Origin of the sequence: Aureivirga marina (assembly GCF_015767265.1) — a bacterium.
In the GTDB taxonomy this organism is placed as follows: domain Bacteria; phylum Bacteroidota; class Bacteroidia; order Flavobacteriales; family Flavobacteriaceae; genus Aureivirga; species Aureivirga marina.
Window position 1 is genome coordinate 578915 of record NZ_JADPIB010000001.1, and the last position, 16385, is coordinate 595299.

Genomic DNA, 16385 nt, shown 5'->3' on the forward strand with positions numbered 1-16385 from the left:
GCCCAAAATTTGAAAAAAACTTAAAGAATGACTGCAAAAGATAAACAAGTTTTTGACGTATTAATTGAAATCCCAAAAGGGAGTAGAAATAAATACGAGTATGACTTTGATTTAAAGAAAATCCGCTTTGATAGAATGTTATTTTCTTCAATGATGTACCCTGCGGATTACGGATTTATTCCAGAAACTTTAGCATTAGATGGAGATCCATTAGATGTTTTAGTATTAGGAGCTGAACCTACTTTTCCAATGTGTGTGATGGAAGTTAAACCAATCGGTGTTTTCCATATGGCTGACGAAAAAGGTCCAGATGAAAAAATTATTTGTGTTCCTGTTTCAGATCCAATTTGGAATAAATTAAATGATTTAAGCGACATGAACCCTCACCAAGTAAAAGAAATTGAGCACTTCTTCCAAGTATATAAAGATCTTGAAGAGAAGAAAGTTGACGTTGGAGGATGGGGAGATGTTGAAGAAGCATACGATATCGTTCAAAAATGTATTGATAGATACGAAGAAAGTGAACACAAAGAAAAAGGAAGCTTCACTATCTAATCAGTCTATTTCTGAAAACATATAATATTTTTATAAACCCAACTTTTTCAATTGATTAAGTTGGGTTCTTTCTTTTTAAATCCCTCTATTTTTCTTACATTTAGTTGAAATATGGAGAATCCTATTGTTTTTTACCCCAACTATCTTCCATATATTTTTTTAATTCTATATCAGATTCTTACCAAAAAGAATCTAATGAAATTGGAAATCTAAGAAAACAACACGTTTTCTAGATCATGAAAAGAGCAAAATCTTAAGAAATGATATAGCATTAATTTCTGTTTTGAATTAATCATCAAATAATCAAATACATATTATGGAAACAAATGCAATTTATTTGCCTGTGATTTTAGCAATTCTCGGATTACTATTTATGTGGTCAAAAAGAGTTTGGGTAATGAAACAAAGTCAAGGTGAAGAAAACATGAAGAGTATTTCTAAGCATATTTATGAAGGAGCTCTCGCCTTTTTAAATGCAGAATATCGTCTTCTCTTAATTTTTGTAATTCTCGCAAGTATCATTTTAGCAATCATTTCTACAGTTGTTCCCACAACACATTGGTTAATTGTTGTTGCTTTTATCTTTGGTGCTGTTTTTTCTGCTTTAGCTGGAAATATGGGAATGCGAATTGCTACACAAGCAAACGTAAGAACTACACAAGCTGCAAGAGAAAGTCTTCCAAAAGCACTTAAAATCTCTTTTGGAGGAGGAACAGTAATGGGACTCGGAGTTGCTGGTCTTGCCGTTCTTGGTCTTACTATTTTCTTTATTATTTTTTATAATTTCTTCATGGGTGGTGAATGGACAAATACTGCTCAAATGACTATCGTTCTTGAAACTCTTGCTGGATTTTCTGTAGGAGCTGAATCTATTGCTCTTTTTGCGAGAGTTGGAGGTGGAATATATACAAAAGCTGCTGATGTTGGAGCTGATTTGGTTGGAAAAGTAGAAGCTGGAATCCCAGAAGATGATCCAAGAAATCCAGCTACAATTGCAGACAATGTTGGAGATAATGTTGGAGATGTTGCTGGAATGGGAGCTGATCTTTTCGGTTCTTATGTTGCAACAGTTTTAGCCTCTATGGTTCTTGGTAACTATGTAATTCATGATATGGGAGGTGCAATTGAAGACAAATTTGGAGGAATCGGAACTATTTTACTTCCAATGTTAATTGCTGGACTAGGAATTATCTTTTCAATAATCGGAACATTTTTTATTAAAATTAAAGATAATAATGCGAAAGAAAAACAAGTTCAAGGTGCTTTAAATACAGGAAATTGGTTTGCTATTGTTTTAGTTGCAATCAGTAGTTATTTTCTGATTGAATGGATGCTTCCTTCTGAACTGCAAATGCAATATTTTGGTGAAGGTTTAAAAAATGTACCATCTATTCGTGTTTTCGGTGCTGTTATTGTTGGTCTTCTTGTAGGAGGATTAATTTCATATTTCACAGAATATTATACTGGTTTAGGAAAAAAACCTGTTCTTAAAATCGTCGATAAATCTGGAACTGGTGCTGCAACAAATATTATTGCTGGACTTGCAACTGGTATGGTTTCAACTTTTTCTTCTGTTCTTTTATTTGCAATTGCAATTTGGGTTTCTTATTCATTTGCAGGATTCTATGGTGTAGCAATCGCTGCTTCTGCAATGATGGCTACAACTGCAATGCAATTAGCAATTGATGCTTTTGGACCAATTGCCGATAATGCTGGAGGAATTGCAGAAATGAGTGAATTACCAAAAGAAGTAAGAGAAAGAACTGATATATTAGATGCTGTAGGAAATACAACTGCTGCAACAGGAAAAGGGTTTGCAATTGCTTCTGCTGCTTTAACTGCACTTGCGCTTTTTGCAGCATTCGTCACTTTTACAGAAATTGATGGGATTAATATTTTCCGTGCACCTGTTTTAGCAACTTTATTTATCGGAGGTATGGTTCCTGTAGTTTTTTCTGCTTTAGCAATGAATTCTGTTGGTGAAGCTGCGATGGAAATGGTTAATGAAGTTCGTAGACAATTCAAAGAAATTCCAGGAATCTTAGAAGGAAAAGGAAAACCTGAATATGCAAAATGTGTTGAAATTTCAACAAAAGCAGCACTAAGAGAAATGATTCTTCCTGGAGTAATGACTTTCATAATTCCAATTCTAATAACAATTATTCCTCTGCTGATTGGTTATGAGAATAAAGAAGTTGCTGAAATGCTTGGAGGTTATATGGCTGGAGTTACAGTAAGTGGTGTAGTTTGGGCAATTTTCCAAAATAATGCAGGTGGAGCTTGGGATAATGCTAAAAAATCTTTTGAAGCTGGTGTTATGGTTAATGGAGAAATGACTTATAAAGGTTCGGAAGCACATAAAGCTTCTGTGACCGGAGATACTGTTGGAGATCCTTTTAAAGATACTTCTGGACCATCTATGAATATTTTAATTAAACTTACTTGTTTGGTTGGATTAGTAATTGCACCAATATTGGGTGGACATAGTGTTTCTGATGTTGAAAATCCAAATTCGACTACAATTAACGCAAGTGGTAATGAAGTTGAAGAAAGCCATAGTATTTCAATAGAAATAGTCAATGGAGAAAAAAGAGCCATCATTGAACGAAAAGTTATTCTTGAAAATGGAGAAGTCAAAACTTTTAAAGAAGTTCTAACTGGCAAAGAAGTCGATGCATATTTAGATAAAAATTTTGATGATTAAAACTTCTATAAAATAAAAAAGCTTCTCAAAATTTGAGAAGCTTTTTGCGGTCTGGACGGGACTCGAACCCGCGACCCCATGCGTGACAGGCATGTATTCTAACCAGCTGAACTACCAGACCGTTTGCTTGATTGCGGTGCAAATATACAAGCTTTTTTGATACTTGCAAGCGATTTTAAACAAAAAAACAGGAAAATATTTTATGCAAAAATTATCTTCCTGTTTTACAATTATTTATTAAAAAAATTATTTTTCAACAAATTGATCTACATTTTGCCAAGGACCTCCATTTATAATGTCTAATCCGTGTGCAGCTAAAAATTCTGTAGCTTGACCACTTCTTCCTCCGCTTCTACAAACAGCGATAATTGGTTTGTTCATCGCCTTGATGTCTTCTACTCTTTCAGGAATTGTGTCTAAAACAATATTTGTAGAGTTTGGAACATGTCCTTCATCAAATTCCGCAACTGTTCTTACATCTAAAACAACAGCTCCTTTTTCTAAATAAGATTTAATTTCCTCTCCGTTGTTATTATTGTTTCCAAATAAATTAAAAAAACTCATTTTTTTCTTTCTGTTTATGATACTAAAACTAGATCTTCTGAAATTAAACGAAGACCTTTTTTTATTAAATGATTATACGTTTCATTCTTTTGTAATTCTTGTAAATGCGCAAAAACTCTTTCTCTTAACTCATTTTCAGAATCATTAACTAATTCCATTATTTCTAATGGCAACAACCAATCTGTAGCATATTCTTTAATCAGAATTTCGAAAATAATATGTAATTTCTGCATATCTATATTTCCACTTTCTCTGATATCTCTTACATCTTGATATAATTTATGAAGTTTTAAATCTTCTTTAGAATATTCAATTTTTTGTGTTTTTGTTTCAGAAACACTTGCATAATCTTCAAAAGACTCTACACTTGCAGGTCCAGCAAAAGCAGAAACTACTTTTTTCCCTACTGCCATATCAAAAGTTCCCCAAGAAGGATCAAATAATATAGTTTCACCATGTGTTACTGTACAGTTTTTAAAAGAAATTAATAGAATTTTCCCTCTGATATCCCTCACTCCAGTGATAACTTCTCCTGTAACTACTACTCCTCCTTCAAACTCTAAAGTTGTAGTTTCACCTTCACAAATTCCGTAAACTTCTAAATCTCTAGGAGACATATCTTCTATCGCAAGATTTATTCCTTTTAATCTTCCAATAGGACTTCCAAATCCTTCCGCATGATAATCGATTCCATGACCAATCAATTCTTTATCTCTATTTGCCAAAGCAGTTGGTCCTGTAGTTTGCACATAAATTGGTTTCTTATTTTCATCCGAAATTACATTTGTGAAAATTCCTGAAACTTGAATTCCTGTACTTAACTCAATTGTTCCTAAATTTTTAGAATCAATAAGTTTTTTAATTCCAGACAATCCTCCAGTTCGAACAGCCATTCCATTTGCGAATTCTTCAAGAACTTTACTTAAATGTGCGAAATCAGGTGTTACAAACAATTGTGGTTGTGGTTTTGTAATATCAAAACTTACATCAGCAGCATCGATTGTATATGGAAGTTTTTTCACTTCTTCTTTTAAACACCATTCACTTTCACCAATTGAAGAAAGCAATCCTGCACCATAGATTTTCGGATTATCCATACTTCCAATTAACCCATATTCAACAGTCCACCAGTGTAAATTACGAATCTGAGCCATTTCTGAAAGTTCTCCAATATCTTCTTGTAATCTTTCTACAACAGTTTGTGCTGCATCAATTTCTTGTTGTGTCGAATTTGGATTTTCTTTTAAAATAGAAAGTAAACGAATTGCCTCATAAATCTCATAATCTTTTCCTGATGAAATAGCTTTTGCTCCAATTTCTCCAAATCTTCTTAAATATTCTGCATATTCTGGATTTGCAATTATTGGTGCATGTCCAGCAGCTTCATGAATAATATCTGGAGCTGGTGTATATTCAATATGTTCTAAAGTTCGCATATCTGATGCGATTACTAAAACATTATAAGCTTGAAACTCCATAAAAGAATTTGGAGGAATAAATCCATCAACAGCAACAGCTGCCCAACCAATTTCTTTTAAAATACGGTTCATTCCTTCCATTTCTGGAATTTTTTCAATCGAAATTCCCGTTTGCTCTAAACCTTCTACATATGATGTATGTGCCACTTTACTAAGATAATCCACATTTAATCGCATTACATATCTCCATACAGCATGGTTTTGTGCTGTATAATCTTCGTAAGGTTGACGCATAATGAATTTATGCAAATGTTTCGGAAGTTTCTTTGTGACTTCATTAAGTATAAAAGGCGTACTCATCATTGATAAATTTTTGGTTGCTAAAATTAACAATTTCTAAACAATATGTCATGATAGATGTTATTTTTCACAAAAATCTAACAAATTTATATTGTCGCTAAATCAGTATCTTTGTACTTTCAAAAATTTTATCAACACAACTGTACAACAAATGAACAAGAAAGTTATCTTATTTATCTTAGATGGTTGGGGAATTTCTCCAGATCCAAATGTTTCTGCAATTGACAACGCAAAAACACCTTTTATGGATTCTTTATATCAAAAATATCCACATGCAACTTTAAGAACTGATGGATTAAAAGTTGGACTTCCAGAAGGACAAATGGGAAATTCGGAAGTTGGACATATGAATCTGGGAGCTGGAAGAATTGTATATCAAGATTTAGTAAAAATTAATTTAGCAATTCAAGACAAAAAATTCCACGAAGAAAAAGCAATTCAAAACGCTTTTACTTATGCTAAAGAAAACAATAAAAATGTTCATTTTATCGGTTTAGTTTCTGATGGTGGAGTGCATTCTCATTACAAACATTTAGAAGCTTTAGTTGAAGCTGCTGACGAACAAGGTTTAGCAAGTTATGTTCATGCTTTTACAGATGGACGAGATGTTGCTCCTACTTCTGGAATTAAATTTATTGAAGAAGTAACTAATCATTTAGAAAAACACAATAGTAAATTAGCTTCTGTAATTGGTCGTTATTATTCGATGGATCGTGACAAACGTTGGGAACGTGTAAAATTAGCTTATGATTTATTAGTTCATGGAACTGGTGAAAAAACAACAAATATTTTAGATACAATTCAGAAAAGTTATGATAATAATGTAACTGATGAATTTATCAAACCTATTGTTGTTACAGATGAAAATGGAACTCCAATTAAAACTATAGAAGAAGGAGATGCTGTAATTTTCTTTAATTTCAGAACAGATAGAGGAAGAGAATTAACAGAAGTTCTTACACAAAAAGCATATCCAGAATATGAGATGCAGCCATTACAATTACATTTTACAACCATGACAAATTATAATGATGCTTTCAATAATATTCATGTGATTTATCCAAAAGATAATTTAACACAAACAATTGGAGAAGTTTTAGAAGCAAATAAGAAAAAGCAAATTCGAATTGCTGAAACAGAAAAATATCCACATGTTACCTTCTTTTTCTCAGGAGGAAGAGAAACGGAATTCGATGGAGAAAGTAGAATTCTTTGTCCTTCACCAAAAGTAGCAACATATGATTTACAACCAGAAATGAGTGCTTTTGATATTACAGATGCAATTATTCCTGAAATTGAAAAAGAAGAAGTAGATTTTGTTTGTTTAAATTATGCAAACACTGACATGGTTGGACATACAGGAGTTATGGAAGCAGCAGTTAAAGCAGCAGAAACAGTAGATTCTTGTTTAGAAAAAGTTGTTACGGCAGCATTAGATCATGATTATACTAGTATCATTATTGCAGATCATGGAAATTCAGATACGATGTTTAAATCAGATGGAAGTCCACATACAGCACATACAACGAATCCTGTTCCGATTATTTTAGTGGATAAAGAATTAAAGACAATTAAAGATGGAATTTTAGCAAATATTGCTCCTACAATTTTAGATTTAATGGGTGTTGAAAAACCAGAAATTATGGATCAAGAATCTTTAGTTTCTTAATTAATTGAATTTTTAAGCTTAAGGATTGAAACGAAAAGCTTTTATTGCATAAAAAATTAGAATTTCTTGACAAACGGAGGCAACCAACGGAAGCCCACGGATTGTTTAGAAATTCTTTTTTTAGGAAATAAAACTTGTAGTGGAAAGCCTGACCTTTTAAGGGAAGCTCCAAATAAAAAAACAAAAAACCCAACTAAAAAAGATAATTGGGTTTTTATTTTATTTTCAAGAAAAATTAGCGATTCATTGAAATCAAAAACTCTTCGTTTGAATTTGTATATTTTATCTTGTCGCTCATGAATTCCATTGCTTCAATTGGGTTCATATCTGCTAAATAACGACGTAATACCCACATTCTTTGCACTGTTTTCGGATCCAATAATAAATCGTCACGACGCGTACTTGATTTTACTAAATCGATTGCTGGGTAGATTCTTCTGTTTGCAATATTTCTTTCTAATTGCAGCTCCATGTTTCCAGTTCCTTTGAATTCTTCGAAGATAACTTCATCCATTTTAGAACCAGTTTCAGTAAGTGCAGTAGCGATGATTGTAAGAGAACCACCGTTTTCGATATTTCTTGCAGCTCCGAAGAAACGTTTTGGTTTGTGAAGTGCATTTGCATCAATACCTCCAGAAAGGATTTTTCCAGAAGCAGGTGCAACAGTATTATAAGCTCTTGCAAGACGAGTGATGGAATCTAATAAGATTACAACATCATGTCCACATTCTACTAAACGTTTTGCCTTTTCTAAAACGATATTTGCAACACGAACGTGCTTTTCAGCAGGCTCATCGAAAGTAGAAGCAACAACTTCACCTTGTACACTTCTTTGCATATCTGTAACCTCCTCTGGACGTTCATCAATTAATAAAATAATTTGATAAACTTCTGGGTGGTTTGCAGCGATTGAATTAGCAACATCTTTAAGTAGCATTGTTTTACCAGTTTTTGGTTGTGCTACAATCATACCTCTTTGTCCTTTTCCGATTGGAGAGAACATATCGATAATTCTTGAAGAAGCTGTACTACTTTTTTCTGCTAATCTAAATTTTTCTTCTGGGAAAAGTGGAGTTAAATGCTCAAAAGAAACACGATCACGAACTACATTTGGATTTAATCCATTGATTTGCATGATACGAATTAGAGGAAAATATTTTTCCCCTTCTTTTGGAGGTCTCACAATTCCTTTTACTGTATCTCCTGTTTTAATTCCAAATAATTTAATTTGAGATTGAGAAACGTAAATATCATCTGGAGAAGATAAATAATTATAATCAGAAGATCTTAAGAAACCATATCCATCTGGCATAATTTCAAGTACTCCTTCACTTTCAATAATTCCATCAAACTCAAAGTCAGGATCTCTATATTTACTTGTCTTTTTGTTGTTTGATTGTGAAGAAGAGTCTTTTTGAATTCTCGGTCTTGTCATTTTTTTCTTTTGGTAATCACCTGATTCAGAACCCGAATTATTGTCTTTGTTTGAATTTGTTGATTTTTTTGTTTCTGAATTTGCTTCAGAACTTTCAGACGAACGATTGATTCTTACTCTTTTTCTCGGAGCACTAGCAGATTCTGAAGAAACTTTTGTTTCTTTTGTTTCTTTTGTATTTGATTCTGATGTTTCTGTGCTTTTCTTTGAAACTTTTGTAGTAGAAGCTTTTTTTTCTGTTACTTCTTCAGTTTCTTTTTTTCTTGTTGTTCTTTTTCTTGGAGTTTTCTCTTTTTCTTCAGAAGGCTTGTCTTTTGAAGACCCAGGATTCGAAGCCTGAAAGTCAAGTATTTGGTATACTAAATCTAATTTTTTTAATTGTCGGAATTTAGCTACCCCAAGTGTTTTGGCAATCTCTTGTAATTCTACAAGGGTTTTAGCCTTGAGCTGTGAAATTTCAAACATTGTGTAATTGGGTAAATTAATTAATAGTTAATTCTTTTTTTATTATCAAAGAATCTCTTGTTTTATTAAGCGAATTGTTTTTGTAACAGTTTTGAATGATTTTTGAAATAAATATATTTCAAAAAGAAGATTGTACAAATATATAATATTTTTTTTTAGGATAAAATTAAAATCTTAAAAAAGAAAAATGTACATTTGCGGAGCGATATATAGATAATATGATACAAAGAATACAATCTTTATACTTATTGTTAGCTACATTGGCTTCTGGAGTTTTGGTAATTTTTCTACCTCTTTGGAAAAGTGCTGATGTTTCTTATATGGCTTATGATGGATTTAAGAGCGGAAATACACTTCAATTAATTTTAGGCGTATTTTTTATTTTAAGCAGCTTATTATCAATCATTAGCATTTTAAATTTTAAACAAAGACTAAAACAATTCATGTTAGGAAGACTTAACATGATTTTAAACCTTATTATATTAGGTATTCTTAGTTACTATTTACTAAACTTATCCGGAGAAATTGAAATTTCTGAGAAGGGTATTGGATCTGCGATTCCTTTAGTGACAATTATTCTGCTTGTTTTGGCTAATAAGGCCATTAAAAAGGACGAAGATCTTGTAAAATCTGTAGATAGAATAAGATAATACCAGACATCTTAGTGTATATTTAGTGCAATATAAATCCATTCTTTTTAAGGATGGATTTTTTTATTTCTATTATTTTTCCTTTTTTTGTTAAAAAATTGTTGCTTCTTCAAAAAGCAAATTGCATAAACTGAAAATATTTAAAAAGTAATACTATTTTAACTTTCACATTTTTATAAAATACTATTATTAAATTATTTATGGAAACTATATTCGATTTCTTAATGATAAATTAACATACGAATATGGATTTTTTCGTGTTATATAAATAATATTTGCAAAATGACAATATTTAGTTTAGAAACATAATTAACAAAAGTAATATGAAACAAAAATTACATTATTTACTATTAATCTCCTTTCTATTTTTATCCTGTTTCCAAGGATTTTCTCAACATGTTTTAGAAGAGTTTGAAGATGTTGGTGGTAGCTCTGGTTATGCTACAAGATCATGGGATAGAAATGTAAATGGAACAACTATTACTTGGAATGCTGTAAATTCAAGAGTAGACCAAAGTATAGATGATGGAAAAGCACTAATGCTTCGAGGAACTACAGGAGTTTTATCTCATAATCCTACAATTGCTGGTGGTTGCGGAACTTTAAGTTTTGATTATAAAAGAATTTATTCTGGAAATTCTACTTTACAAGTTTTTATCAATGGTAATCAAGTTGGAAGTGATATTTCTGTTACAGATGCTTCTAACACAAATACTTTTACACAAATTGTTAATGTAGAAGGAGAAATTTCTATAGAAATAAAAAATCTTTCAAGTGGAAAACGTGCCTTAATTGACAATTTAACTTGGACTCCATATAGCGCTTCAGCTCCAAATGTAATTGAAAGTACAACTGAATTATCTGGATTTACATATCTTGAAAGTAATGGTCCATCTTCTGAACAATTTTTCACATTAAATGGTGCTAACTTAACAGAAGATGTTATGGTTACTGCTCCAACAAATTATGAAGTTTCTTTAACTTCTGGTGTAAGTTTTACAAATGCTATCACAATTCCATTAGCAGATATTAATGGAAATACTGTAACTGTTTATACTAGATTAAAAGCTGGATTAACTCAAAACACTTATAACGCAGAAACTATTTCCATCAACTCAAATGATATTGATGAAAAATTTATCACTTTAAATGGTTCTGTAACTTGTGTTGACTTAACAAAACCAAATACAAGCGCTGCTTCAAATATTACAACTACTGGATTTAAAGCAAATTGGGATGCTGTTGCAAATGTTGATTATTATACTTTAACTGTAAATAAAGTTAATTCTGATAATACTTTACTAACTGAAAGTTTTCCTAATGGAGTTTCTCCATTTCCATCAAATTGGTCTAAAAACACTAAAGTTTATACTATAAATGGAGGAAGTAGTGGAAAAGGACTTAGAGTTGGTTCTAGTTCTGATCAAGGATATATTACTACACCTACAATAGATTGTTCTGAAAATGGTGGAATTTTCACAGTTATTTTTGATGCACGAGCTTATGATAATGATGAATTAAATTTAGGTGTTTATCATGCTACTGACGGTTCTAGTTTTTCGCAAGCAGAAATTGTTGATGTTACAAGTTCTTGGGATACTTATGAAGTAACTATTTCTGGAGGAACTGCAAATAGTAAAATTCAGTTCAAAAGTCACCAATCTGGTGGTAGAAGATTCTATATTGATGAAATTAAAGTTGCTCAAAAAAATGTAGAAATGATTCATAACGAATTAAACGTTGGAAATGTAACTTCTTATGATGTTTCTTCTTTAAATCCTGGAACAAATTATCAATATTATGTAAAAGCTGTAACTAATTGTGGTGGTGGAAATACTTCAGAAAAATCAGATGTTATTTCTGTGTCTACATTAGATGGAAATACTGTTACTTGGAATGGAACTACGGATAGCAATTGGAATACAGCTTCTAACTGGGATTCTAATGCTGTTCCTACAGCAACTGACGATGTGGTAATTTCTTCTTCAGCAACAAATAATCCTACAATTTCAAATACAGATGCATTTACTTGTAATAATATTGAAATTCAAACTGGAAAGAAAATTATCTTAAATTCTGATACTACAAATAGTGCTTCATTAATTATTAATGGAACTATTTCTGGAGAAGGAAAAATCTCTTATGAAAGACATATATCTGGTGGAAACTGGCATTTAATTTCTGCTCCAATTACAGATTTAAATATTGAAGCAATGGTTTATGGGTCTACTCCAATTGCTACAAATGGAAATAAATTTGGTTTAGCGCCATATAATAATAATGCTGGTGCAATCAATGAAAGATGGAATCATTATACAGATACTGGTTTATCTTCAACAGAAACAATGACAATCGCTAAAGGATATGAAATTTTATTAGATTCAAATGGTTCAATCGTTTATGAAGGAACTCCTGTTTCTAATGCTTCTATTTTAGTTAATTCTGGTTCTTTAAATAACTGGAATTTAATTGGAAACCCTTTTACTTCTGCAATTTCTGTTGTACCATTTATCAATGCTAATAACGGAATTTTTGAAGGAGGTTATGAAGCACTTTACGTTTGGAATGCTACAAATGGAGAATATGATATTTTAAATAATGCTTCTTCTCAAACGACAGTTGCAATGGGACAAGCTTTCTTCGTAAAAGTGAATGGAAATGGAACGGCAAACTTTAATAATGCTGTAAAAACTCATGATAATGATGCAACTTTCCAAAGAAATAGCTCAAATTCTTCAATCAAATTACTTTTAAATTCTGAAGATAAAACGAAGTCTACTTTAATCAAATTCTTTAATAATACTACAAACGGATTTGATGCTGGATATGATGCAAGAACTTTTGATGATGTAACTCCTTCTTTAGCAATTTTCACACAATTAGTAGAAGAAAATGCTGGAAATAATTTTGCGCTACAAGCTTTAGAAAATTCTAATGAAAATGTAATCATTCCTGTTGGAATTTATGCAAATATTAATACTTCTATTTCAATTAATGCTACAATTTCTAATTTAGAAGAAGGAAAAATCGTGTATTTAGAAGATAAAACTACTGGAACTTTTCATGAATTAAATGGAACTTCATACACTACGACAATGTATTCTGAAGAAGATTCTTTAGGAAGATTCTATATTCATGTAATGAATTCTACTTTAGATGTAAATGATTTAGTAAAAAACTCAATTTCTGTTTTTGCTGCTAATCAAAATTTACATATTAATGGAGCTATTTCAAAAGAAACTTCTGTAGCTATTTTTGATATTTTAGGTAAAAAAGTATTTGAAAAAACGATTAATCAAGGAGAGATTATCGCTTTACCATCTACTTTATCTAAAAACATTTATATCGTAAAAGTAGAAAATGAAAATACTAAGAAAACAGTAAAATTATTCTTAAACTAAACACCGAATGAACATGTCTAAAGCAAAGAAAAAAACAACAGCACACGACGAAATTTCAAGAAAAGAAGCAATTAAAAAAATTGGTGATTTCGGAAAATATGCTGCCTTAACTGCAATTGGTACAACAATTCTTTTAAGTCCAAAAAAAGCACAAGCAACAAGTGAAATTGATCCAGGATGGGAATAATTTCTTAAAATAAATTCAATAAATCCTCTAGAAATTTTCTGGAGGATTTTTAATTTTACAAAGGTTTAAATTCTATTTTTATTGAAAAATTCGATTGAAAATATTGTTTCCATTAATCTGGAAAATAAAAAAGTTATTTGGCTAGAAAAATCAAATAATTATATGGTTGTAGAAAAGTTTGTCTTTGAAATAATTTCAAAAATTCAGAAATTCAACAACTCTAAAAAAGTCATTGAATGGATTTCAAATAACATGAAACTTTCGAATTCTGATGCAAAAGAAATTCTAAATGCTGTTCAAAATTTAATTTCAGTTTCTAAAAAAAAACAAGAAAATATTGATTTTAAATTTGAAACTCCTACTTCTTTTTTTAGTGAAAAATATTATAAAATCAACGGAATTTACTTTCTCATTCAATTTCAATCAGAAAAAGTAACATTTTATGTACATCCAAAATTAGCGCACTTAGAAGTTGAAAAACAAGAAAAAATAGATGAAAAACTAACCATCTTTTCTCAAAATAGTTATATCATTCTTTTAGAAAATAACATTTTTATGGATGCTTGGAAGTTGGAAGATTTTCATTTTTTTCAAGGAAAGTTATCCATGTTATTAATTTCAAAAGCATATCAAAAAGAAGAAAAAGATTGGATGGGAATTTTTCATGCTTCTGCAATTAGTGATGCTAAAAAAGCTATTTTATTTATGGGTAATTCTGGAAGCGGAAAAAGCACACTTTCTGCATTATTAATGCATCATGGATTTTTAACTATTTCAGATGATTTTGTTCCTGTTTTAAGAGAAAATCAACATGTATATAATTTTCCTGTTGGAATTTCAATTAAAGAAAAAAGTGTGGAAATTCTAAAGGATTTTTATCCTGAATTAAACACTGCAACTTCTTATAATCTTACACAAAAAAAATTAGTTCGATATTTAACACCTAAAAAAACAGTAAAACAAAATTTTCCTTGCAAAGCTTTTGTTTTTGTAAAATATCAAAAAGAAGAAACTTCTGTTTCTCTAAAGGAAATTTCTAAATTAGAAACTTTTCAAAAAGTAATTCCAGAAACTTGGCTTTTTCCATCAAAAGAAAATGCAAATATGTTTCTAAATTGGTTTTCAAAAATTCCTTGTTACGAATTAAAATATTCTGACAATAACGCTATGATTCAAACTGTAAAACAACTTTTTTCAGATGAAATATAATGAAACACTTGAATTTGTAGCTTTATGTTTGACACTTTCTTCAGATGAGAAAAGTGTTTCTAAAATTCATACGCTAATTCATAATATTGATTGGGATTCAGTGGTAAAAGTTAGTACGGCACATTTTGTTTTCCCTGCCATGTATATACAATTGAAAAAAGCTGGTTTTTTGGAATATATTCCAGTTGAATTAGTTGCATATATGGAACATATTTTTGAATTAAATAAAGAAAGAAACGAAGCAATTTTAAATCAAATTGAAAACATCACTAGAATTTTAAACAAAGAAAATATAACTCCAATTTTTACAAAAGGAACTTCTCATCTTTTAGATCATTTGTATTTCGATATTGGTGAAAGAATGGTTGGAGATATCGATTTATTAATTCCTAAAGAGCAAATTCAACAAGCTGAAAATCTATTATTTGAAAATGATTATCAGCATTTTTTTGAAGGAAAAGACAATTTTCAACCTGAAAATCATAGACATTTACCGAGGTTAGTAAATGACGTAGAAATTGCTGCGGTAGAAATTCACAAAGAAATGTTAGAAGAAAAACATGCTTCTTTTTTCAATTATAATTCTATAAAAAACACTTTAAAAGAAATAAATTTTAGAGGAACAAAACTTTATGTTCCATCAGATGAACATCAATTGGTTTTAAATGCAGTTTCTTTACAATTAAATGATTATGGATATTATAGCGGAAAAATCATCTTACGAAATATGTATGATTTATTGTTGCTTTCTAATAAAGTAAATTCGCTAAAAGCAATTCAAAAATATCCTGAAATTTTCAATTACTTAAATGCTTATTTAGCAATTTCTAAAAAGGTTTTTTCAAATCATAAATCGATTATATTTCAAAAAAATATAGCATCTAAATTTTACCAATATAGATGCTTCTTATTTTTAAATTCTCGTAAATTGACACTTCTCAAAAACAATATAGAAATTTCTGCAAGAATAATTAAAAAAAGTTATTTACATATTTCTCGTCCTATACTTAGAGTACAATTATTTCAAAAATTAAGAAGTAAAAGTTGGAGAAAAAAGAAAGTAATTGCAATAAAAAAAGCCGGCAAGAAATTATAATTATTCAAACTTTAAATTTACATATAAAACGCCTTTATCACCAAAGTAATCCGTTTCTCTAATCCAATCAATATGATCTAAATGCATAACGATTGTTTTATCTTTTATTGAAAATCTATTCTCAGCTCCTTCATTTGTTTTGTAAAAATCAAAAACATTTTTCCCTGAAGAATTAGAAGTTTCTCCATAAAAAGTATAATCTGGTAATGGATTATCATCATAAGGATATTTTAAAGCATTTCCGATTAAAACTTTTGGTGTAATAAAATCTGTATTATCTAAAGTAATTAAAATCTCCCCTCCTTTTTCCATCGTTTCTCCCCAAGCGTCAAGAGTTTGCGCTAAAAGACCTTTCACTTTGTAAGTTGCAATTAAAGTATCTTTTGTTTGATTATTTATTGTATAATCTACCAATTCAAATTCCAAGTTTGTTGGATATGTTGGTAATGAACTATTGTGCAATCGTAACGTTTCTTCTCCCGTTGGTTTTCCAACAAAGTCATGTGGTCTAAAAACATCCTTTTTATCACATGAAACAAGCGTTAAGCAAAAGCCAATCACAAACATCATCATTCTTTTCATAATCACCGACTTTTAAAATTTAACTAATAACTATCTAATCATAAAGATATTATATATAATTGATTACTTCAACTAACAAAGTCGAATAAT

12 protein-coding genes and 1 tRNA gene are annotated in these 16385 nt (G+C 30.4%); 8 read left to right on the forward strand and 5 right to left on the reverse strand.

Going from position 1 to position 16385, the window contains the following annotated elements; translation table 11 throughout:
- The first annotated feature begins 27 nt into the window (after positions 1 to 27).
- Both I1A51_RS02650 and I1A51_RS02655 read left to right on the forward strand, forming a co-directional pair.
- Positions 28 to 555, forward strand: coding sequence for an inorganic diphosphatase (locus tag I1A51_RS02650; protein WP_196890872.1), 528 nt, complete (start codon positions 28 to 30; stop codon positions 553 to 555).
- 316 nt (positions 556 to 871) lie between these two features.
- Complete coding sequence (locus I1A51_RS02655; RefSeq protein WP_196890874.1) at positions 872 to 3259, forward strand: sodium-translocating pyrophosphatase; 2388 nt, start codon at positions 872 to 874, stop codon at positions 3257 to 3259.
- Between the two features lie 47 nt (positions 3260 to 3306).
- Here I1A51_RS02655 and I1A51_RS02660 read toward each other — a convergent pair.
- From I1A51_RS02660 to I1A51_RS02670, 3 genes are all read right to left on the reverse strand, one after another.
- A tRNA-Asp gene (locus I1A51_RS02660) sits at positions 3307 to 3380 on the reverse strand.
- Positions 3381 to 3505: 125 nt separating this feature from the next.
- Positions 3506 to 3823 (reverse strand): rhodanese-like domain-containing protein, encoded by a 318-nt coding sequence (locus I1A51_RS02665; RefSeq protein ID WP_196890876.1) that lies wholly within the window; start codon positions 3821 to 3823, stop codon positions 3506 to 3508.
- 14 nt (positions 3824 to 3837) lie between these two features.
- Positions 3838 to 5601, reverse strand: coding sequence for an aromatic amino acid hydroxylase (locus tag I1A51_RS02670; protein WP_196890877.1), 1764 nt, complete (start codon positions 5599 to 5601; stop codon positions 3838 to 3840).
- 151 nt (positions 5602 to 5752) lie between these two features.
- Between I1A51_RS02670 and gpmI the strand changes: the two genes are divergently transcribed.
- A complete protein-coding gene (gene gpmI, locus I1A51_RS02675) occupies positions 5753 to 7270 on the forward strand; it encodes a 2,3-bisphosphoglycerate-independent phosphoglycerate mutase (RefSeq protein ID WP_196890879.1) in 1518 nt (505 codons plus the stop codon).
- Between the two features lie 235 nt (positions 7271 to 7505).
- Here the strand turns inward: gpmI and rho are convergent, their stop codons facing one another.
- Positions 7506 to 9170 carry a transcription termination factor Rho gene (gene rho / locus I1A51_RS02680; RefSeq protein ID WP_196890881.1) on the reverse strand — a complete coding sequence of 555 codons (1665 nt, stop codon included), beginning with the start codon at positions 9168 to 9170 and terminating at the stop codon, positions 7506 to 7508.
- 218 nt (positions 9171 to 9388) lie between these two features.
- Here rho and I1A51_RS02685 point away from each other — a divergent pair, with 218 nt between their 5' ends.
- From I1A51_RS02685 to I1A51_RS02705, 5 genes are all read left to right on the forward strand, one after another.
- Positions 9389 to 9820, forward strand: coding sequence for a DUF4293 domain-containing protein (locus tag I1A51_RS02685; RefSeq protein ID WP_196890883.1), 432 nt, complete (start codon positions 9389 to 9391; stop codon positions 9818 to 9820).
- A gap of 323 nt (positions 9821 to 10143) precedes the next feature.
- Positions 10144 to 13221 carry a T9SS type A sorting domain-containing protein gene (locus tag I1A51_RS02690; RefSeq protein ID WP_196890885.1) on the forward strand — a complete coding sequence of 1026 codons (3078 nt, stop codon included), beginning with the start codon at positions 10144 to 10146 and terminating at the stop codon, positions 13219 to 13221.
- A 7-nt stretch (positions 13222 to 13228) separates the two neighbouring features.
- Complete coding sequence (locus tag I1A51_RS02695; RefSeq protein ID WP_196891407.1) at positions 13229 to 13408, forward strand: hypothetical protein; 180 nt, start codon at positions 13229 to 13231, stop codon at positions 13406 to 13408.
- 81 nt (positions 13409 to 13489) lie between these two features.
- On the forward strand, positions 13490 to 14617 hold the full coding sequence (locus I1A51_RS02700; protein WP_196890887.1) for a phosphoenolpyruvate carboxykinase (ATP): 1128 nt from the start codon (positions 13490 to 13492) through the stop codon (positions 14615 to 14617).
- Positions 14607 to 15713, forward strand: coding sequence for a nucleotidyltransferase family protein (locus tag I1A51_RS02705; RefSeq protein ID WP_196890889.1), 1107 nt, complete (start codon positions 14607 to 14609; stop codon positions 15711 to 15713). Before I1A51_RS02700 ends, I1A51_RS02705 begins: the two co-directional genes overlap by 11 nt.
- On the opposite strand, the gene I1A51_RS02710 is transcribed toward I1A51_RS02705, so the two are convergent.
- A complete protein-coding gene (locus I1A51_RS02710; RefSeq protein WP_196890891.1) occupies positions 15714 to 16295 on the reverse strand; it encodes a hypothetical protein in 582 nt (193 codons plus the stop codon).
- Positions 16296 to 16385 lie beyond the last annotated feature (90 nt).